Annotated in this window: 16 protein-coding genes; 6 read left to right on the forward strand and 10 right to left on the reverse strand. The window is 68.9% G+C overall.

The genetic code is table 11. The annotated features are described in order from the left end of the window. Nucleotides 1-156 precede the first annotated feature (156 nt). Nucleotides 157-1,212, forward strand: coding sequence for a right-handed parallel beta-helix repeat-containing protein (locus tag AB0M48_RS30985; protein ID WP_363848788.1), 1,056 nt, complete (start codon nucleotides 157-159; stop codon nucleotides 1,210-1,212). Here AB0M48_RS30985 and AB0M48_RS30990 read toward each other — a convergent pair. Genes AB0M48_RS30990 through AB0M48_RS31010 form a run of 5 tightly spaced genes read right to left on the reverse strand, consistent with a single transcriptional unit; the run spans nucleotide 1,209 to nucleotide 6,288 of the window. Then, nucleotides 1,209-2,072: a ribokinase gene (locus AB0M48_RS30990; protein WP_363848790.1), complete on the reverse strand. Its 864-nt coding sequence runs from the start codon at nucleotides 2,070-2,072 to the stop codon at nucleotides 1,209-1,211. The two genes, AB0M48_RS30985 and AB0M48_RS30990, sit on opposite strands and share 4 nt — an antisense overlap. After that, nucleotides 2,069-2,983: a substrate-binding domain-containing protein gene (locus AB0M48_RS30995; protein ID WP_266036274.1), complete on the reverse strand. Its 915-nt coding sequence runs from the start codon at nucleotides 2,981-2,983 to the stop codon at nucleotides 2,069-2,071. Before AB0M48_RS30995 ends, AB0M48_RS30990 begins: the two co-directional genes overlap by 4 nt. 31 nt (nucleotides 2,984-3,014) lie before the next feature. Further along, on the reverse strand, nucleotides 3,015-3,920 hold the full coding sequence (locus AB0M48_RS31000; protein ID WP_363848793.1) for an ABC transporter permease: 906 nt from the start codon (nucleotides 3,918-3,920) through the stop codon (nucleotides 3,015-3,017). Then, nucleotides 3,917-5,326: a sugar ABC transporter ATP-binding protein gene (locus AB0M48_RS31005; RefSeq protein WP_363848794.1), complete on the reverse strand. Its 1,410-nt coding sequence runs from the start codon at nucleotides 5,324-5,326 to the stop codon at nucleotides 3,917-3,919. Before AB0M48_RS31005 ends, AB0M48_RS31000 begins: the two co-directional genes overlap by 4 nt. Continuing rightward, complete coding sequence (locus AB0M48_RS31010) at nucleotides 5,323-6,288, reverse strand: LacI family DNA-binding transcriptional regulator (RefSeq protein ID WP_036016338.1); 966 nt, start codon at nucleotides 6,286-6,288, stop codon at nucleotides 5,323-5,325. Before AB0M48_RS31010 ends, AB0M48_RS31005 begins: the two co-directional genes overlap by 4 nt. A 102-nt stretch (nucleotides 6,289-6,390) precedes the next feature. On the opposite strand from AB0M48_RS31010, the gene AB0M48_RS31015 reads away from it, so the two are divergent. Further along, the gene (locus AB0M48_RS31015; RefSeq protein WP_363848795.1) at nucleotides 6,391-8,454 is read left to right on the forward strand and encodes a DUF2339 domain-containing protein; all 2,064 of its coding nucleotides are present in this window, start codon (nucleotides 6,391-6,393) and stop codon (nucleotides 8,452-8,454) included. A gap of 122 nt (nucleotides 8,455-8,576) precedes the next feature. Beyond that, nucleotides 8,577-9,656: a hypothetical protein gene (locus AB0M48_RS31020; protein WP_363848797.1), complete on the forward strand. Its 1,080-nt coding sequence runs from the start codon at nucleotides 8,577-8,579 to the stop codon at nucleotides 9,654-9,656. On the opposite strand, the gene AB0M48_RS31025 is transcribed toward AB0M48_RS31020, so the two are convergent. Continuing rightward, nucleotides 9,587-11,710, reverse strand: a complete 2,124-nt coding sequence (locus AB0M48_RS31025; protein ID WP_363848799.1) for an MMPL family transporter — start codon at nucleotides 11,708-11,710, stop codon at nucleotides 9,587-9,589. The two genes, AB0M48_RS31020 and AB0M48_RS31025, sit on opposite strands and share 70 nt — an antisense overlap. A 112-nt stretch (nucleotides 11,711-11,822) precedes the next feature. Between AB0M48_RS31025 and AB0M48_RS31030 the strand changes: the two genes are divergently transcribed. After that, nucleotides 11,823-12,542, forward strand: a complete 720-nt coding sequence (locus tag AB0M48_RS31030; protein ID WP_363848801.1) for a TetR/AcrR family transcriptional regulator — start codon at nucleotides 11,823-11,825, stop codon at nucleotides 12,540-12,542. Here the strand turns inward: AB0M48_RS31030 and AB0M48_RS31035 are convergent. Next, complete coding sequence (locus AB0M48_RS31035) at nucleotides 12,535-13,395, reverse strand: NmrA family NAD(P)-binding protein (RefSeq protein WP_363848803.1); 861 nt, start codon at nucleotides 13,393-13,395, stop codon at nucleotides 12,535-12,537. The genes AB0M48_RS31030 and AB0M48_RS31035 overlap by 8 nt on opposite strands. 92 nt (nucleotides 13,396-13,487) lie before the next feature. Here AB0M48_RS31035 and AB0M48_RS31040 point away from each other — a divergent pair, with 92 nt between their 5' ends. Next, complete coding sequence (locus tag AB0M48_RS31040; protein WP_363848805.1) at nucleotides 13,488-14,102, forward strand: helix-turn-helix domain-containing protein; 615 nt, start codon at nucleotides 13,488-13,490, stop codon at nucleotides 14,100-14,102. Between the two features lie 21 nt (nucleotides 14,103-14,123). On the opposite strand, the gene leuS is transcribed toward AB0M48_RS31040, so the two are convergent. Then, nucleotides 14,124-16,901 carry a leucine--tRNA ligase gene (gene leuS / locus AB0M48_RS31045; RefSeq protein ID WP_363848807.1) on the reverse strand — a complete coding sequence of 926 codons (2,778 nt, stop codon included), beginning with the start codon at nucleotides 16,899-16,901 and terminating at the stop codon, nucleotides 14,124-14,126. Nucleotides 16,902-17,053: 152 nt separating this feature from the next. Continuing rightward, nucleotides 17,054-18,013 (reverse strand): esterase-like activity of phytase family protein, encoded by a 960-nt coding sequence (locus tag AB0M48_RS31050; RefSeq protein WP_363848809.1) that lies wholly within the window; start codon nucleotides 18,011-18,013, stop codon nucleotides 17,054-17,056. 65 nt (nucleotides 18,014-18,078) lie between these two features. On the opposite strand from AB0M48_RS31050, the gene AB0M48_RS31055 reads away from it, so the two are divergent. After that, nucleotides 18,079-18,483, forward strand: a complete 405-nt coding sequence (locus tag AB0M48_RS31055) for an SdpI family protein (protein WP_363848811.1) — start codon at nucleotides 18,079-18,081, stop codon at nucleotides 18,481-18,483. 18 nt (nucleotides 18,484-18,501) lie between these two features. Here AB0M48_RS31055 and AB0M48_RS31060 read toward each other — a convergent pair whose 3' ends face one another. Then, nucleotides 18,502-19,080 carry a YqgE/AlgH family protein gene (locus tag AB0M48_RS31060; RefSeq protein WP_363848813.1) on the reverse strand — a complete coding sequence of 193 codons (579 nt, stop codon included), beginning with the start codon at nucleotides 19,078-19,080 and terminating at the stop codon, nucleotides 18,502-18,504. Nucleotides 19,081-19,148 lie beyond the last annotated feature (68 nt).

The following is a 19,148-nucleotide window of genomic DNA, read 5'->3' on the forward strand; positions in this document are numbered from 1 at the left end:
GTCTAGACCATACCCTCCGACGGGAAACCCAGGACAGCTCAGTGTGACCAATTGAGCGGCGGAACGCGTTGCGACGCCCAGTTCGTCATCACGGCTTAACACGCACAGCCGACCGCGATGTGACCCTAGGCCATTCGGAGCAGTACGGTGCCAGCCGTGCGCCTTCAGTACGTCTTCGCCGCAGTCTTACTGGTCGCCGGATGCTCGTCGGCGCAACCGGGCCTCGGCCCCGAGATCAACGTCCCGGCGCAGCTGAGCACCATCCAGGACGCCGTCGACGTGGCGCAGGAGGGCGCGACGATCCTCGTGTCACCGGGCGTCTACGAGGAGTCGGTGCAGGTCAGGACCAAGGGCCTCACGATCAGGGGAGCCAGCCGCGGCAGCGTGATCATCGACGGCGAGACCGAGCGCGCCAACGGGATCGTGGTCGCCGCCGCGGACGTGTCCGTGCAGAACCTGACGGTCCGCAACCACACCTCGGACGGTGTGCTGATCTCCGAGCAGCGTGGCTTTCGCGTCTCCTACGTGACGGCCAGCAACAACGCGCAGTTCGGCGTCCACGCCCTCAACTCCCAGCACGGCGTGATCGAGCAGAGCTACGCGAGCGGCAGCGCGGACTCCGGGTTCTCCGTCAGCCGGTGCAAGCCGTGCGACGTCGTCGTGCGCGGCAACGTCGCCGAACGCAACGCCGTGGGCTACCAGGGCACGAACGCGTCCGGCCGGATGTTCGTGCTGGGCAACAGGTTCAGCGGCAACCGGGTGGGCATGACCTCGGCCGCCGAGCGCCAGGAGGACGTCGTGCTCGTCGGCAACCTCGTCTCCGACAACGACGAGACCTTCTCGCCCGAGCAGGCCGACGGCGCGTTCGGGCTCGGCATGAGCCTCCTGGCCAGCACGAAGAACCTGGTGTCCCGCAACCTGATCACCGGTAACCCCGGCACCGGGCTGGTGCTGAGCCGCGGCCAGGACCCGGCGCCGACGGACCTGGCCGGCAACGTGATCGCCGGCAACGGCCAGGACGTGCGGTACGACGAGCCCGCGCCGCGGAAGAAGGTCAGGGCGCCGCGCGGAATCCCGTTCAACCAGGTCGCCGCCCCGCCGCTGCAACCGGAGATGCCGTTGGACCCGTTGCCGGACAGGGCACCGGACGTCGAGAAGTACTCGCTGCCGAACGAAGACCTGTTCGACGACCGCGCGGCGGTGCGGGCCTAGCCGACCTCGGCGGCGGTCGGGTAGGACGGCTGCGCGCCCGCCTTCGTGACGGACAGCGCGGCGACCTTCGCGGCGTAGCGGGCGGCCTGCACCAGGTCGTCGCCCTCGGCCAGCCGCGCGGACAGCGCACCGGCGAACGCGTCACCGGCACCGGTCGTGTCGACCACCTCGGCGACCTCGATCGCCGGCACCTCGACGACGCCGGACTCCTCCACCACGGCGGCGCCGCGCGAGCCCAGCGTCACGATGGCCGAACTGGGGCCGAGTTCGAGCAGGGAACGCCAGTCCGACGCGAGCTGTGCGGCCTCGTGCTCGTTCACGATCAGCACGGTGAGCTGCCGCAACGTCTCCGCGGGCAGTTCCGCGACCGGCGACAGGTTGAGCACGGTCCGGACTCCGGCACGGGAAGCAGCGCCGATCGCGTGGATCACGGTCTCCAGCGGCACTTCCAGCGAGCACGTCAGCACGGCCGCGCCGTCGAACGAGAGAGCGTCCACATCGGACGGTGACACGTCGGCGTTGGCGCCGGGGGACACCACGATGGAGTTCTCGCCGTCCGGGGTCACGGTGATGTACGCGATCCCGGTGGGACGGGAGGAGGTCTTCACCAGCGCCGTGTCGACGCCGGACGACTCCAGCGACTCGCGCAGCAGCGAGCCGTACCCGTCGCCACCGACGGCACCGACCAACGCGACGGAGGCACCGACGCGTGCGGCGGCAACGGCGGTGTTCGCGCCCTTGCCGCCGGGCAGCACGACGGTGTCGCCGCCGAGCACGGTCTCACCGCCGGCGGGCCGCCTGCCGACCTCGACCACGAGGTCGGCGTTGGCGGACCCGAGAACGAGCAAAGTCTGCGTCACTTGACGAACTCTGCCACGTTCTTCGCGGTGATGACCTTGACCTCGACGTCCACGACCTGCTGAACGGGCTCGCCCTTGGCGGCGTGCACGGCCTGCTCGACGGCCTTGGAACCGAGGAGCTTCGGCTGCTGCGCGACGGTCGCGGCGAGCGTGCCGTCCTGGATCGCCTTCAGGCCGTCCGGCGTGCCGTCGAAGCCGACGACCTGCACGTCCTTGCCGGCACGGGCGCCGAGAGCCTTGATCGCGCCGAGCGCCATCTCGTCGTTCTCGGCGAAGACGCCCTTGAGACCGGGGTGGCCCTGCAGCAGGTTCGTGGTCTCGTTGAGGGCCTTGGCGCGGTCGAAGTCGGCGACGGCCGAGGCGACGACCTTGATGTTGCCGCTGTTCAGGCCCTGCTCGAAGCCCTGGCCGCGGTCACGCGACGCCGACGCGCCCGGGATGCCCTTGAGGTGCGCGACCTCGCCGGAGGTGGCGCGGCCGAGCTCGATGGCCGCGAGGCTGCCGCCCGAGACGTTGTTCGACGCGACCTCGGCGGCGACCTTGCCCTCCACCGCGCGGTCGACCGAGATCAGCGGGATGTTCGCCGTCTCGGCGGCCTTCGCGGCGGGCCCGGACTGCTTGGAGTCGACCGGGTTGAGGATGATCACCTTCACGCCCTGCGTCACCAGCGTCTGCACCTGGTTGACCTGGTTCGTCGCGTCGTTCTGCGCGTCGACCACGGTCAGCTTGGCGCCGAGCTGGTCCGCCATCTCCTGCGCACCCTGCTGCAGTTCCACGAAGAACGGGTTGTTCAAAGTGGACACCGCAAGGCCGATGGTGATCTGGCCCCCGGACGCCCCTGTTCCGCTGCACCCGGTCGCCAGCAGAGCAGCGGCGCCGAGCGTCAGCGCGATCCGTCGGGTCACCTTCATTGGTGTCTTCCTTACCTGTTGCGGGTTGTTCTCAGCGACGGCGAAGTGAGTCGAGCAGCGCGGCGAGAGCGATCACCACGCCGATGACGACCTGCTGCCAGAACGGCGGCACCTGCAGCAGGTTGAGGCCGTTGCGCAGGACGGCGAGCACAAGTGCGCCGACCAACGTCCCGGTGGCGCGGCCGACGCCACCGGACAGCGACGCACCGCCGATGACGACCGCGGCGATGGCGTCGAGCTCGTAACCGGCCGCTGCCTGCGGACCGGCGGACCCGAGCCGTCCCGCGAGCACGAGGCCCGCGGCGGCGGCGAAGAGGCCGCTCAGCGCGTAGATCCAGAGCTTCTGCCTCCGGACGTCGATGCCGCTGAGCTTGGCCGCTTCCTCGTTGCCGCCGATCGCGTACATGCGGCGGCCGAGGTTGGTGCGGGTGAGGATCAGGCCGGTGATGCCGAAAAACGCCAGCATCAGCAGCAGCGGCAGCGGAACCATCGGCGCGAGGTTCGAGCCGAGGAACGTGACCAGCGCGTCGGTCTCGTGCGGCTGGCCCTCGGAGAACACCAGCGTGAGACCGCGGGCGACGCTGAGCATGGCCAGCGTCGCGATGAACGGCGGCAGCTTGCCGTAGCTGACCAGCGCACCGTTGACGAGACCGCACAGCGCGCCGACGACCAGGCCGATCGGCCCGGCGGTGAGTGCGCCGACCATCGCGGCCAGCGCGGCGATGCTGCCCACCGACAGGTCGATGCCGCCCGCGACCACCACGAACGTCATGCCGAACGCCATGATCGCGATGACCGCGGCCTGCACGCCGACGTTGAGCAGGTTCTGCGCGTTGAGGAACGCCGGCTGCATGATCGCGATGACCAGCGCGAGGAGGAGAAGGCCCGCGAGGGCGCCGTTCTCACTGGCGTACTTGCGAATGCTGATCGTGCTCACGCTGAGATCTCCTGCACGGCGAGTGCCATCACCTGGTCTTGGGTCGCGCCCCTGGGCAGCTCACCGGCCACCCGGCCGTGTGCCATCACGACGACGCGGTCGCTCATCCCGATCACCTCGGGCAGGTCGCTGGACACGAGCAGCACGGCCCGGCCCTGCGCGGTCATGCGGTTGATGAGCTCGTAGATCTCGACCTTGGCGCCGACGTCGACGCCCCTGGTCGGTTCGTCGAGGATCAGCACCTTCGGGTCGGCCAGCAGCCACTTGCCGATGACGACCTTCTGCTGGTTGCCGCCGGAGAGTTCCTTCACCGGCTGCTCGACGCGGCCCTTGATCCGGAGCTTGCCCGCGATGTCGTGCAGGCGCTTCTGGTCGCGGTCGTCGAGCGTGACGAGTTCGAGGTTCTGGCCGACGGTGGCGGTGAGGACGAGGCCCTGGCCCTTGCGGTCCTCGGGCACCAGGCCCAGTCCTGCCTTGATGGCGGCCTGCACGTCGCCCCGGCGCAACGGCTTGCCGTCGACCTCGACCGTGCCGTGGTCGTAGCCGTCGACGCCGAACGCGGCCCGCGCGACCTCCGTCCGGCCCGCGCCGACCAGGCCGGCGATGCCGACGACCTCGCCCGCGTGGACCTCGATGGTGATGTCCTCGAAGACACCGCGCTTGGTCAGGCCCTCGATGCTGAGCAGCGGCTGACCAGGACGTTGTTGCGCGCGTGGGTACTGCTCGTCGATCGGGCGGCCGACCATCAGCTCGATCATGTGCCGGGTGGTGGCCTTGGGTCCGAGGACGCCGACGCTCCGGCCGTCGCGCAGGACCGTGATGCGGTCGGCGATGCGCTGGATCTCGTCGAGGTGGTGGGTGATGAAGACGAGCCCGACGCCGTTCTGGCGCAGCTGGGCCATGATCTGCAGCAACCGGTCGGTCTCGGTCTCGGTGAGGACCGCGGTCGGTTCGTCGAGGATCAGCACGCCGGCGTCCTTGTCGAGCGCGCGGGCGATCTCGATCATCTGCTGCTGGGCGATGCCGAGGTCGCGGACCTTGGCGTCCGGGTCGACATTGAGGCCTACGCGGTCCAGCAGTTCCGGTGCCCTGCGGCGCATCTCGGCCCGGTCGACGAAGCCGAACCGGCGCGGGAGGCGGTTGAGGAACAGGTTCTCCGCGACGCTGAGCTCGGGCACCAGCGCCAGTTCCTGGTGGATGACGGCGAGGCTGGCGTGGCCCTCGATCGTGCCGGCGTCGTGGCCGTGGATGCCCGCGAGGACCTTGACCAGCGTGGACTTGCCGGCACCGTTCTCGCCGAGCAGGACGTGGACCTCGCCCGCGAAGATGTCGAGGTCGACGCCGTCCAACGCCTTGGTGGCACCGAAGTGCTTGGTGATGCCGCGGGCGGTGATGAGGGTCTTCACAGCTCGGCCTCCCCGAGCGAACCGCGCAGCACGAGCTTCGCGGTGAGGCGGACGTCGTCGGGCTGGCGGCCGTCGATCAGGGCGAGCAGGCTGCGGGCGGCGGCCTTGCCCATCTCGACGGTCGGCTGCGCGATGACCGTGATCGGCGGGTCGAGCAGCGGGAACCACGGCTGGTCGTCGAACACCGCGAACGCGATGTCGTGCGGGATCTGCAGGCCGCGCGCCCGGACCTCGCCCAGCGCGCCGAGACCCATCAGGTTGTCCATCGCCACGAGCGCGGTGGCGCCGTCGTCGATGAGCCTCGCGGCGGCCTGACTGCCGCTCTCCTGGCGGAAGTCGCCGTGCACGACCTGCGCGAGGCCGCCGAGCGACCCCGTGAGCACGTCGGTTCGTTCTCTTCCAGTGGAGGTGTTCGGCGGACCCGCGATCACTCCGATGCGGGTGTGGCCGGCGCCGACGAGCCGCCGGGCGAGCGCGGTCAACGCCTCGCTGCCGTCAGCGCGGACGACGGGGCATGTGGCGCCCCTGACCGTCCGGTCGAGCAGAACTAGCGGTACGCCGCCTGCGCTCACTTCGCGAACCAGACTCGGGTCGTCGGTCGCGGGGCACAGCAGGAGGCCGTCCACCCGGCGGTCGAGCAGGGTGCGCACGTAGGTCGCTTCCTGCTCGGCGCTCTCGTCGGCGTTCCCGATCACGACGCAGTAGCCGTGTGACCGGGCTTCGTCCTCGACCGCTCGCGCGATCTCGGCGAAGAACGGGTTCAGCAGATCGCTGATGACCAGACCGAGGGTCTGGGTGCTGGTGGTCCTGAGGGATCGCGCCAGGGCGTTGGGCCGGTAGCCGAGTTCCTCGATCGCGGCGAGCACTCGCTCACGGGTCTCGGGCGTCGGCGCGGCATGGCCGTTGAGCACGCGCGACACGGTGGCCGTGGAGACGCCGGCGTGCTGCGCGACGTCCTTCATGGTCGTCACGGAGCAGTAGTTAATCGATTACACATGTATCCAGTCAAGCGGATGAGTAGGTGTACGGATGTAACTGGGCGTGCTCTGCCTCACGCTGATCGCATGGACGGACAGGATCGCCTCGGAGACGAGCAGCGTCTCGCGCTGGAGCTCGCGGCCATCGGGCAGCGGCTGACGACGATCAGCACGGAGATGCGCGAGCGCTCCGCCTCGACCGCGACCGCGGTGATCGAGGCACCTGAGGTGGCGCGGCCCGGCGAGGTGCCGCAGCCGCCGGCCACGACCGTCCCGACGCCTCCGGCCGCCGTTTCGCAGCCGCACGCGGGGACGCCGCGTACCCCAGGAGAGTACGAAAGCGCCCCGCGTACTCATCAGCAGCAGCACTTGGGTGTGCCGCAGCAGCCGAATCCGTGGTCGCAGCAGGCCGCGTCGGGCCAGGTGCCGCCTTCCGCAGGACCGCAGATGCCGCCGTCCGCGGGATCACAGATGCCGCCTCCCGGTCCGCAGTTGCCGCCTCCCGGCCAGGGGCAGTGGCCCCACCCGCAGCAACAGCAGCAGTGGCCCGCGCCGCAGCCGCGCGAGACCCTGTTCGAGAAGCTCGGCAAGGACGGTGCCGGCGCGAAGCTGCTGGCGTGGGTCGGTGGCGCGATCACCGTGCTCGGCTTCGTGCTGCTGCTGGTCCTGGCCGTCCAGCGCGGCTGGCTCGGCCCGCTGCCGCGCGTCATCGGCGGCGCGGTGTTCAGCGGCGCGCTGGTCGGCATCGGCATGTGGCTGCACCGCAACCCCGCCGGGCGCACCGGGGCGATGGCGCTGGCCTTCACCGGTTTCGCCGGGCTCTACCTCGACGTCATCGCCGCCACGAGCCTGTACGGATACCTGCCCGAGAGCGTGGGACTAGTCGTCGGGCTGGCCGTCGCCGCGGTCGGTGTCCTGCTCGCGCTGAAGTGGGAGTCGCAAGCGCTCGCGGTCACCGTCGTCGCAGCTTGTGCGCTGTGCTCGCCGATCATCACCGAGGGCTTCACGGTCCTGCTCGTCGGCTTCCTGCTGGTGCTCAAGATGGCCAGCACGCCGGTCCAGATCAAGCGCGACTGGCCGGGCCTCGCCATCGCCGGCGGCTTCCCGCCGATCCTCGCCTCGCTGCTCACCACCGCGAACGCCATCCCGCGCTCCTACGAGTGGACGGTGGTCGGCATCGCCGCGGCCACGACCGTCGTCGGCATCGCGGTCGCCCTGCTGACGATCCGCAAGCGTCCCGAGGACATCGTCGCGATCGCGTTGATCGCGGGGTCGGCACTGCCGGCGTTGTTCGCGACCACGCTGCTGGAGAACCCGGCCAACTCGATCCTCGCCGGTGCGGTCGCGGCCGTGCTGCTGGCGATCTGGATGGTGCCCGACCTGCCGCGCGGGTTCACGGCGGCGGCCGGTGCGGCGGGCATGCTCGCGTTGTTCCAGACCACGGTGGTCGCGCTCGACAGCAACGTCCGCACGGCGATCGTGCTGGCCGAGGCGGTGCTGCTGGCGTTCCTGGCGGCGCGCCTGAACAAGAAGAGCGCCCTCGTGGGCTCGATCGCGTTCGGCTTCGTCGGGTTCATCATGACCGTCGGCATCGCCGTGCCGATCACGTGGCTGGTCGACGAGCCGCGCTACTTCACCTACGTCAAGCCCGGTGACTACGCGGCCGGCCTGGTGACGGCGGTCGTGCTGGGCGTCTTCGCCGCGATGCTGCCGTGGGCCGCGCTGAAGATGCAGGTGCTGCGCGAGCCGGCCAGGCACCCGTTCCCGTGGATCGTCTCCGGGCTCGTGCTGCTCTACGGCGCGGCGGGCGCGGTGCTGTGCGCGGCGCTGCTGATGTCGCCGAACGAGACCGGGTTCCTCTTCGGGCACTCGATGGTGACGGTGTCGTGGACGGTCGCCGCGTTGTTCCTGCTGGTCAGGGGGATCAACAACAAGGCGCTGCGGATCTCCGGCCTGATCCTGGTCGGTGCCGCGGTTGTGAAGCTGGTGCTGTTCGACCTCTCCGCGCTCGACGGTGTCGCCCGCGTGCTGGCGTTCCTGGGGGCCGGTCTGGTCCTGCTCACCGCGGGCACCCGTTACGCCAAACTGGTGACATCCGCGAAGAATCCTCAGTCATATGAATCCAAACCAGTGGTTCCGCCCTCTTACTAGTGGGACGGCTGTCGTCCGCACCGCCGTCGCGGACGACAGCCGTACTACGTCCGGGCAAAGCTTTCACTCGGCCGAGTGACTGAAGTGGATCGAAAGCACCCGGAAGTGTTCCCATCGGGCGTATGGCAAAGCCACGCCTCGTGGCCGCGGTTCTAGCGCTCTCAGCGGCCTTCGCGGCGACGGGTGTCCACCAGGGGCACGAGTACACGACCACTTCCTCCGCTTCAGCGGCGCCGCTTGCGTACGTGGTGGGGAAGACCGGTCTCGTCCAGGTCGTGGACACCCGCAACGGTGCCGTTCTCGTGCAGGCCGACACCGCAGGCCGCGCGACCGGCGTCGCGGTGTCACCCGACGCGCGCCGGCTCTACGTGATCAACGGGTGGACCGGCGCGATCACCGTCGTCGACCCGAGCACCGGCGAGATCCTCGACCGGCTCTTCACACAGGTCCAGCTTTCGCACGCGGTCATGCGCCCGGACGGTCGGCGGCTCTACGTCTCGGCCAGCGGCGGCGTCGCGGTGGTGAACCCGGAGACCTTCCGGATGGTCGCGGTGATCAAGGCCGGCGGGCAGCCGCAGGGCCTCGCCGTCCACCCGGACAACAAGATCCTCTACGTCGCCAACTCCCAGGACGGCACGGTCGGCCTGGTCGACACGGCGACGGCGTTCCAGACGTCGACGGTGCAGGTCGGCGGACTGCCGCAGCACCTGGCGATCTCACCGGACGGCAAGCGTTTGTACGTGAGCAGCATGCGCCTCGGGGACTCCACGCCCGGCACGTTGTCGGTGATCGACACGACCACGAACCAGGTCGTCGGCGCGGCCGAGGTCGGCAGGGGAGCGGGCAGCATCGCCGTCACCCCGGACGGCGCCACGATCTACCTGACGCTGCCCAAGGAACGGTCGGTCCTGGTCGTCGACGCAGCGACCATGGCAGTGCGCGAACGCTTGCGCATCGACTCGCCGAGCGTCGCCATCGCGCCGGGTGACACGAGGGTCTTCCTCGCCACCGGCGCGACGACGACGGTCCTGGACAGCACGAACGCGGTGCTCACCACGTACCGGATGAAGCTGGGCGAGCTGGAGGCGAGGCCGCGCCACTTCGACGCGGCCATGATCGCCTTCCCGCCCGGTCAGCCGACGGGGACCGGCCTGCGGACCTCGTCGTCGAAGTCGTCCAGGTCGTCCACCGGCTCGTCGTGAAGCGCGAGGCGTTCCTGGATCTTCTTGAGCGGACCGGGCGCCCACCACGCGGCGTTGCCGAGCAGCTTGAGCACGGCCGGCACGAGCAGCATCCGGACCACGGTGGCGTCGAGCGCCAGCGCGAGGATCATGCCGACGCCGACGAACCGCATCATCGCGACCTGCGAGAACGCGAACGCACCGGTCACCACGATCAGCAGCAGCGCGGCCGACGTGATCACCCGGCCCGTCTTGGCCAGGCCGGTGGTCACCGCCTCCTCGGTCGTCGCGCCCTGACCGCGGGCCTCGACCATGCGGGAGAGCAGGAAGACCTCGTAGTCCGTCGACAGACCGAACACGATGGCCGCCATCAGCACGACGATGCCGGACTCCAGCGGGCCTGGCGTGACGCCCAGCAGGTCGGCGCCGTGGCCGTCCTGGAAGATCCACACCAGCACGCCGAACGTCGCGGACAGCGACAGCGCGCTCATGACCACGGCCTTGATCGGCAGCACGACCGAGCCGAACGCGAGGAACATCAGGATCAGCGTCGCGCCCACCAGCAGCGTGACCATCAGCGGCAGACCGTCCGCGATGGCGTCGAGCGAGTCGCTGACCACCGCGGTGTTGCCGCCGACGAGCACCTCGGCGCCGGCCGGGGGCTGCAGCGCGCGGACGTCCTTGAGCGCCTGCTTCGACTCCTCGCTCAGCGCGTCGTTCTCCAGCCCGGCCATCGCGGCCGTGACGCCCTTGTCCGCACCTGTCGGCTGGACCTCGCCGACACCGGGGACGTCCTTGACCTTGCCCAGGTAGGCCTGGACCGCGGCCTCGTCACCGCCCTTGACGACGATCTTGAAGCCGGTGTCGGAGAGCGCCGAGAAGTTCTGGTTGATGTTCTCGGTGGCCACGCGCACGGTGTTGCCCTCGGGCAGGACCTTCTCGGTGACCTGGCCGAACTGGACGCCGAGGAACGGCGAGCCGAGCGCCAGCAGCACGCCGACGATCGGCACGGCGATCAGCACGGGCCGCTTCATGACCTTGCCGCTGAGCTTGCGCCAGCCGCGTTCGCTCGGCTCCTTCTTGCGCCACGGCATCGCGAGCTTGTCGACCCGGTGGCCGAGCACGCCGAGCAGCGCGGGCAGCAACGTGACCGAGACCAGTGCCGCGATCGCGACCGCCGACACGCCGCCGTACGCGAGGGACTTCAGGAAGCCGTGCGGGAAGAGCAGCAGCCCGGCCAGCGCGATGACCAGCAGCGTCGCGCTGAACACGACAGTGCGGCCGGCGGAGGCAACGGTGCGGGCGACGGCCTGTTCGGTCGTGCGGCCTTGTGCGAGCTCCTCGCGGAACCGGCCGACCATGAACAGGCCGTAGTCGATCGCCATGCCCAGGCCGAGCAGCGAGGCGACGTTGACCGCGAACGAGTTGACCTCGGTGACGAGGGCGACGCCGTGCAGCACGCCGAGCGAGCCCATGATCGCGAGACCGCCGACGACGACCGGCAGGGACGCCGCCACCAGACCACCGAAGATGATCACGAGCAGCAGCAGGACCAGCGGCAGCGAGAACATCTCGGCGCGCGTCAGGTCCTCCTGGGACATGTCGTTGATGGCCTTCTGGGTGGGCACGAGCCCACCGATCTGCTCGGTGAAGCCGTCGACCTTCAGCTGCGGCTGGATGTCCTGGAGCTGCTTGATCTGCTCGTTCGAGTCACCGCTGTTCAGCGTGATCGCGACAAGAGCCTGCTGCTGGTCGTCCGACGGCACCGGCCCGACGGCCTTGAGCACGTCGTCCTTGGGGAAGCCGCTGATGTGGTCGGCGACCTTCTTCAGCTCGAGCGGGTTCGCGAAGTCGCCGCGATAAATGACGATCACGTCACCGTTCTGCCGCCCGAACGCCTCCTCGGCTACCTTGTCGGCCCGCGCCGCCTCACTGGAAGGAGCCTCGTACCCACCCTGGCTGAGCTTGTCGAACACGCCGATGCCCCACACACCGCCGACGACCGCGAGCAGTACGGTCGCGATCAGCACCACCCACCGGCGGCGATAAGCGATGGATCCCCACTTCGCGAACATCGACGACGGCCTCCTGGGTTACCGTGCTGTTAATCCCGTGAACTCTTGTAAACACCGTTCACTAAAACCGTACGGGGCCGTGGACGGGGTCTACAACCCGATGGAGTGACATATGACCGAGGCCACTCGCCGAGAACGGCTCCGCGCCGAGACCGAGCGTGAGATTCGGCAGGCGGCCCGCGCCCTATTGGTGGAAAGCGGCCGCGATGCGGTTACCCTGCGTGCCATTGCACGCAAACTCGGCATCACCGCGCCGGCGCTCTACCGCTACTACGACTCGCACGACGCGCTCTTGCGGCAGCTCTGCGACGACATCTGCGCGGACATGGCGGCAGCGCTCTACGCGAACCTCGCCGCGGACACCTCAGGCCAGGTGGGATGCCAGGTCAGGGCGGTGTGCCACGCCTTCCGCCGCTGGGCCCTGGCCCACCCGCAGGAGTTCGCGCTGGTCTTCGCCTCGCCGCGCGACCCGATCGGCGCCGACCAGTTCGGCTCGGTGTTCCTGCAGCTGGCCGGGCAGCTGATCGCGTCGAACCTGGTCGCCACCCACGCGGACGACGCCGTGCCCGAGGTGCTGCACGAGGACCTGGTCAGGTTCCAGCAGGTCCTGGTGGACGCGGTGTCGGAGCACGGTGTGACGGTCGGTGACGACGTCCTGAACCTGGGCAAGATCTACCACGTCGTCCAGTCGTGGGTGCGGCTGTACGGGCACGTGGCGCTGGAGGTGTTCGGGCGGTTCCCGTTCGCGGTGAGCAACCCGGAGCCGATGTTCGACAGCATGCTCGACCAGATGCTCACGGACATCGGCTTCGAGGACTCCGAGATCAGCTGACGGAATCGCGCACGTAGTCGCGCAACGTGCGCGGCGCGTGCCCGAGCAGCTTCGTCATGGTCGCGACCTCGGCCTCGGTCGTGGGGATCGGCGCGGCGCTGAGCAGCTCGAAGCTGCGGATCCAGTCCACCAGCTTCTGGCCTGACAACCTGCGCTCGAACGCCTTGCGCCACTCGGGGTCGCCACCGGTGTAGACGACCGGCCGGCCGAGCTCCTCCGCCCAGATCTGCGCCGACTGCTCGCCGTTCAACGACTCGGGGCCCACGAGCTGGTAGGAGCCAGCCGAGAAACTCACGTCGACCAGCGCGTTGGTGAGCACCTCAGCCGCGTCGCGCAGGTCGATCCGGTTGACCCCGCCGGGGTGCAGGGGCGTCGGGAACGTCCCCGCCTCGATGTCGGCGCGGAAGACCTCGTCGTTCTGGGCGAAGTTGGTGATGCTGACCATCGCGGGCCTGGTGTCGGTGCTCGCGAGGAACGCCGCCAGCTTCAGCTTCGGGATGTAGGCGGGGATCGCGCTGCCCGCCGCCTCGCGCGCGTCGTCGTCCTCGATGTGGAAGCCGCCGAACACCAGGCGTGCGCCGGCTCGTTCAGCCTCCTGACCGAAGATCGTCGCGATCTCGACCTCGTTGGTCTCGTGCGGCGACACGTAGAACGCCGAGTCGACGCCCCTCAACGCACCGGTCACGGCGTCGCGATCGGCCAGGTCTCCTTCGACCAGCTCGACGGTGTCGGGCAGGTTCGCCCGTTCCTTGTTCCGCACCAGCGCGCGCACGTCCACACCTCGGCGCACGGCTTCCGCGAGCACCAGGCCGCCCACGGTGCCGGTCGCGCCGATGATCAGTGTCTTCGTCATCCCGAATCCCCTCGTTGACTTTGAGTCAATGACTCTTAATCAAGAACTACTCCTTCACTGACTCGGAGTCAACGAACTGTTAGCGTGATGCCATGACCCGTGCCGCGACCGCAGCCGCCACCAAGGAGAAAGTCCTGGCAGCGGCCCGAGAGCTGTTCATCACGTCGAAGTACGAGGACGTGAAGGCAGCCGACATCGCCCGAGCGGCCGGAGTCGCGCACGGGCTGGTGTTCCACCACTTCGGCAGCAAGCAGGGGCTCTACAACGAGGTGCTGTGCTCGATCGGACGCGAGGTGCTGGACCTGCACGTCGACGACCCGGACGTGCCGCTGGGGAAGCGGATCCGCCAGTCGCACGCGGCGCACCTGACGTATCTGGCGGCGCATCGCGACCTGGCGCTGAACCTGGTGTTGCGGCCGTGGGGCGCGGAGGAGCCGTTCGACCAGGTGCGGGACGACGGAAACCGCCGGCTGTGCGAGAACCTGGGACTGGACTTCGAGCGGCCGGCGGTGCGGGCCGTGCTGCGGATGTACACGACAGCGGCCGACCAGTTGGCTCGCGACTACCTGACGAGCGCACACCCGTTCGGCGTGGACCTCGTCGTGGAGATGCTCATGACCGTGCTCGCGGGAGCGTTGCGGGCGGCCGGCGTGGCCGACCCGTCGCTGGATGTGGAGCAGGTGCTGGAAGAGCTGGCGCGGCCGTGACCGCGCCAGCTCTGCTCGTCGCTACAGGACGATGTTCACCAGGCGGCCGGGAACGACGATCACCTTGCGCGGTTCGCCACCGGCGACCAGCTCGGCGATCTTCTCCTCGGCCAGCGCGGCGGCCTTGATCTCGTCCTGCGCCGCGGACGCCGACACGACCACCCGCGAGCGGACCTTGCCGTTGACCTGGATCGGGTACTCGACCGTGTCCTCGACCAGGTACTGCTCGTCGGCCTTCGGGAACGGGCCGTGCGCCAGCGAGCCCTCGTTGCCCAGCTTCGACCACAGCTCCTCGGCCACGTGCGGGGCCTGCGGAGCCAGCATCAGCACCAGGGCCTCGGCCAGCGCGCGGGGCGTGCCGGACGAGTAGTGCTTGGTGACGTAGTTGTTCAGCTCGATCAGCTTCGCGCCCGCCGTGTTGTAGCGCAGGTTCGCGTAGTCGTCGTGGACGCCGGCGATCGTCTTGTGCAGCAGCCGCAGCGCCTCGACGGACGGCTCTTCGTCCGTGACGCGCAGCGAGCCGTCGGTCTCGTCGACCAGGTTGCGCCACAGACGCTGCATGAACCGCTGCGCGCCCACGACGTCCTTGGTCGCCCACGGCCGTGACACATCCATCGGGCCCATGGACATCTCGTAGAACCGGAAGGTGTCGGCGCCGTACCGTTCGCACATCTCGTCCGGCGTGACGACGTTCTTCAGGCTCTTGCCCATCTTCCCGTACTCACGAGTGACTTCCTCGCCGTTGTACAGGTACTTGCCGTCGGCCTCGACGACCTCGTCCGCGGGCACGTGCACGCCACGCGGGTCGCGGTAGGCGTACGCCTGGATGTAGCCCTGGTTGAACAGGCGGCGGTACGGCTCGTCACCGGACAGGTGGCCCAGGTCGAACAGGACCTTCTGCCAGAAGCGCGAGTACAGCAGGTGCAGCACCGCGTGCTCGACGCCGCCGATGTACAGGTCGACACCACCGGGGTCGGTCGAGCCGTGCTCGGCCGTGCGCGGGCCCAGCCAGTACTGCTCGTTCTCCGGGTTGACGAACCGCTCGGTCTCGACCGGGTCGACGTAGCGCAGCTGGTACCAGCACGAACCCGCCCAGTTCGGCATGGTGTTCGTGTCGCGGCGGTACGTCTTCAGGCCGTCGCCCAGGTCCAGCTCGACCGTCATCCACTCGGTCGCGCGCGACAGCGGCGGCGACGGCTCGGTGTCCGCGTCCTCCGGGTCGAAGGTGCGCGGCGAGTAGTCGTCGACCTCGGGCAGCTCGATCGGCAGCATCGACTCGGGCAGCGCGATGGCGGTGCCGGACTCGTCGTAGACGACCGGGAACGGCTCGCCCCAGTAGCGCTGGCGGCTGAACAGCCAGTCGCGCAGCTTGAACTGGACGGTGCCGTGACCGTGGCCGTTCTCCTCCAGCCAGCCGATCATCGTCTTCTTGGCGTCGTCGATCGCCATGCCGTCCAGGAAGCCGCTGTTCACGGCCGGACCGTCGCCGGTGTAGGCCTCGCCCTCGAAGCCCTCCGACGGCTGGACCGTGCGGATGATCGGCAGGTCGAACTTCTTCGCGAAGTCCCAGTCGCGCTGGTCCTGGCCGGGCACGGCCATGATCGCGCCCGTGCCGTAGCCCATCAGCACGTAGTCGGCGATGTAGACGGGGATTTCCTTGCCGTTCACCGGGTTCGTGGCGTACGCCCCGATGAAGACGCCGGTCTTCTCCTTGTTCTCCTGACGGTCCAGTTCGGACTTCAGGGACGCGGCGCGCCGGTACGCGGCGATGTCTGCCACGCGATCGGGCGCCGCAATCTGGTCCACCAGCTCGTGTTCCGGTGCCAGGACCATGTAGGTCGCGCCGAACAACGTGTCCGGACGGGTCGTGAAGACCTCAATGTTCTCGTCTCCCACCGCAAATCGGACACGGGCACCATGCGAGCGCCCGATCCAGTTGCGCTGCATGGCCTTGACCTTGTCCGGCCAGTCCAGCCGGTCCAAGTCGTCGATCAGCCGGTCCGAGTACGCGGTGATGCGCATCATCCACTGGCGCAGGCTTTTCCTGAACACCGGGAAGTTGCCACGCTCACTGCGACCGTCCGCGGTGACCTCTTCGTTCGCCAAGACAGTACCCAGTCCGGGACACCAGTTGACGGGCGCCTCCGACATGTAGGCCAGACGATATTCGCCCAAGATCCTTTGCTGGTCGGCAAAAGACAGCTCAGACCACGTGCGGCCGCCCTCGACGTCGCGCTCACCAGACTCGAACTGCGAGATCAACTCGGCGATCGGGCGAGCCTTGCGCGCGTCCGGGTCGTACCAGGAGTTGAAGATCTGCAGGAAGATCCACTGGGTCCACTTGTAGTACTCGGGGTCGATCGTCGAGATGCGGCGGCGCTCGTCGTGGCCCAGACCCAGCCTGCGGATCTGGCGCAGGTAGGTGTTGATGTTGTCTTCAGTGGTCTTGCGCGGGTGCTGACCCGTCTGCACCGCGTACTGCTCCGCGGGCAGGCCGAACGCGTCGAAGCCCATGGTGTGCAGCACGTTGCGGCCGTTCATGCGGTGGTACCGCGCGAAGACGTCCGTGCCGATGAAGCCCAGCGGGTGGCCGACGTGCAGGCCGGCACCGCTCGGGTACGGGAACATGTCCTGCACGAACAGCTTGTCGGCGGGCACGTCACCCTTGAGCGCGCCAACGGGGTTGGGCGCGTGGTAGGTGCCGTGGTTCTCCCAGTACCGCTGCCACCGCTCCTCGATCTGGTTCGCCAGCTCGGCGGTGTAGCGGTAGGCGGGAATCTCCGCCGCGTCCGTGCTCATTTCAAGGTCCCTCTCACGTCTGTTCCTGCCCCTGACATGACGAAACCCCCCAGCCCAGACGGGCATGGAGGGTGGCCGCGCCGACCGTCTTCCGAAGAGGTCGTCGCGGCTAGATAAGGAGCAGGCGGGCCGTGCTCATGTCGTCAACGGTATCAGCGCAGCGCAAGCGCGATGAACTGGGTGACCTGCGTGGGAGAGAAGTTGTCGTCCGAGACCAGCCACAACGTGCCGTCGGGCCCCCACGCCATGCCTTCGAGGTTGTCCGGCTTCGTGAACTGACCGATGTCGGCGAGCAGGCGCTTCTTGTTCTGCAGCGGGCGGTACTCGAACAGGCGGACCTTGTTGCCGAGCGTCGGGCTGTAGGACCGTTCGAGGGTCAGGTAGACGCCGGGCGACTTCTCCAGGATCGCCGTGACGCCGGTGCTCGCGTCCGGTGCGAACAGCGGTTCCTGCTGGTAGCGGTACTGGGCGACCGGTCGGCCGGTACGGGTCTGGACGACCACCCTGCTGGTCGCGCCCTTCGCCTCGGTCGCCGGCGGGCCGTCCTGCAGGAGCGGGCCTTCGAGCGCGGTGACGACCAGGGTGCCGTTCAGAGCGAACGTGAGGCCTTCGAACGCCTGGTTCTGCCTCGGGCCGGACTCGGGCTTCATCTTCAGCGCGTCCGGCGTCGGCAGTGCCTGCCTGAAGCTGCCGTCCTTCCTGCTGAACTGGACGGACGGGTCGATGAGCGTGGTCGGCGTGCGGTCACCCTCCTGGCTCCACAGCAGGTCGCCGGTCCACTTGTCGACGCGGACGTCCTCGGGGTCGACGGTGCCGGGCGCGTACGGGCCGCCGGGACCCAGCAGCGAGCGGACGGCCGTGAACTCGACGGCCTCGCGGTCGAGCCTGCCCTCGTAGAACCGGGGCGCGACCCGGTCGTCGCTGATCAGGATCCACTTCTTCGTGCGCCGGTCGTAGTCGAGGCCGGAGATGCCGCCGACCGTCGTGCCGCCCACGACCAGGCCTTTCGGCACGACGAACGTGGTGAGGAAACGGACATCAGCGCCGTGCGCCTGAGCGGGAACCGCGAACAGGGCGAGCAGCACGGGCACGAGCAGGAGTCGTCTGAGCATGGCGCACAGCACATCTGACCGGGGTGACTGCCGGGTGAACTGAGGATTCGTCCTACCCTCATGGAGTGAACATCGTGCTGTCGGTCGTCCTGGGTGTGCTCGGCGTCGCTCTCGGCGCGGTCGGTCTGCTGGGTCTGCAGGGCAGGCTGCGCCGCAACCGCTTCGTCGGCGTGCGCACGACTGCCGCCCTGCGTGACGAGGAGACGTTCGCACTGGCCAACCGGGTCGCGGGCGTGCCGAACGTCGCTGCGGGTGTGGTCGCCGTCGTGTCGGGCGCGATGGCGTTCGTCATGGCCGACCTGGCGGTGACCGCTGGGATCATCGGACTGGTCGGTGCGCTGACGATCGCTCTCGCCGGTGGCGTGATGGGCAGCCGGGCGGCCGCTCTCGTGCCGGAGCCGGTCAAGCCCAAGGGCTGCGGCGGCTGCGCTTGCGGCGGTGGCGGTTGCTCCCCGCTCGCAGGGCTGTAATCCGAAGTTTCACGTGAATCAGTTGTCTCGGACGTCCTTCGGGTAGGTCGACAGCAGCGCCAGCGGCATGCCCTGCCGGCGCAGCACCCTGCCCCACAGGTCGGCGTTCGCGCCGGCCAGCACGTCGTCGGGCAGTCCGGTCACGACGATCCAGTCGCCGCGATCGATCTCGCCCTGCAACTGGCCCTCGCCCCAGCCCGCGTAGCCCGCGAACACCCGCAGGCCGCGCACCAGCGGCATCAGGTCGTCCGGCTCGGCGTCGAGGTCGACCAGCGCGACCGGGCCCTGCACGCTGACCAGACCCTCCACGGCGGCGGGGTCGGTGCCCGCCTTGAGGGCTGCCAGGCACAACGCCGTCTTCTGCTCGACCGGGCCGCCTATGTAGATGCACTGCGGCTTGGTGACCTGCGAACCCCACGGCGGCAGCACGTCGTGCACCGCCACGTCGGAGGGGCGGTTCAGCACGACGCCGAGGGTCCCCTCTGGACGTTGGTCGATGATGTAGACCACTGTGCGCGTGAAGTTCGGGTCGTTCAGGCTCGGAGCGGCAACCAACAGGGAGCCTGGCTCGACTTCGACTTCGTCATCGGGACGCACGTCACCATGAAATCACCCGTGATCGCCGGAACAACTCAGGCCCGCGTCCCGTTAGACTGAGGTGTCGG

The organism is Lentzea sp. NPDC051208, assembly GCF_040682435.1.
In the GTDB taxonomy this organism is placed as follows: Bacteria; Actinomycetota; Actinomycetes; order Mycobacteriales; family Pseudonocardiaceae; genus Lentzea; species Lentzea kristufekii.

Coding starts and splice junctions, on each gene's coding strand:
- AB0M48_RS30995 (WP_266036274.1), bottom strand. CDS start 2,983: ATGAAGGTGACCCGACGGATCGCGCTGACGCTCGGCGCCGCTGCTCTG.
- AB0M48_RS31010 (WP_036016338.1), bottom strand. CDS start 6,288: ATGAAGGACGTCGCGCAGCACGCCGGCGTCTCCACGGCCACCGTGTCG.
- AB0M48_RS31015 (WP_363848795.1), top strand. CDS start 6,391: ATGGACGGACAGGATCGCCTCGGAGACGAGCAGCGTCTCGCGCTGGAG.
- AB0M48_RS31020 (WP_363848797.1), top strand. CDS start 8,577: ATGGCAAAGCCACGCCTCGTGGCCGCGGTTCTAGCGCTCTCAGCGGCC.
- AB0M48_RS31025 (WP_363848799.1), bottom strand. CDS start 11,710: ATGTTCGCGAAGTGGGGATCCATCGCTTATCGCCGCCGGTGGGTGGTG.
- AB0M48_RS31030 (WP_363848801.1), top strand. CDS start 11,823: ATGACCGAGGCCACTCGCCGAGAACGGCTCCGCGCCGAGACCGAGCGT.
- AB0M48_RS31035 (WP_363848803.1), bottom strand. CDS start 13,395: ATGACGAAGACACTGATCATCGGCGCGACCGGCACCGTGGGCGGCCTG.
- AB0M48_RS31040 (WP_363848805.1), top strand. CDS start 13,488: ATGACCCGTGCCGCGACCGCAGCCGCCACCAAGGAGAAAGTCCTGGCA.
- leuS (WP_363848807.1), bottom strand. CDS start 16,901: ATGAGCACGGACGCGGCGGAGATTCCCGCCTACCGCTACACCGCCGAG.
- AB0M48_RS31050 (WP_363848809.1), bottom strand. CDS start 18,013: ATGCTCAGACGACTCCTGCTCGTGCCCGTGCTGCTCGCCCTGTTCGCG.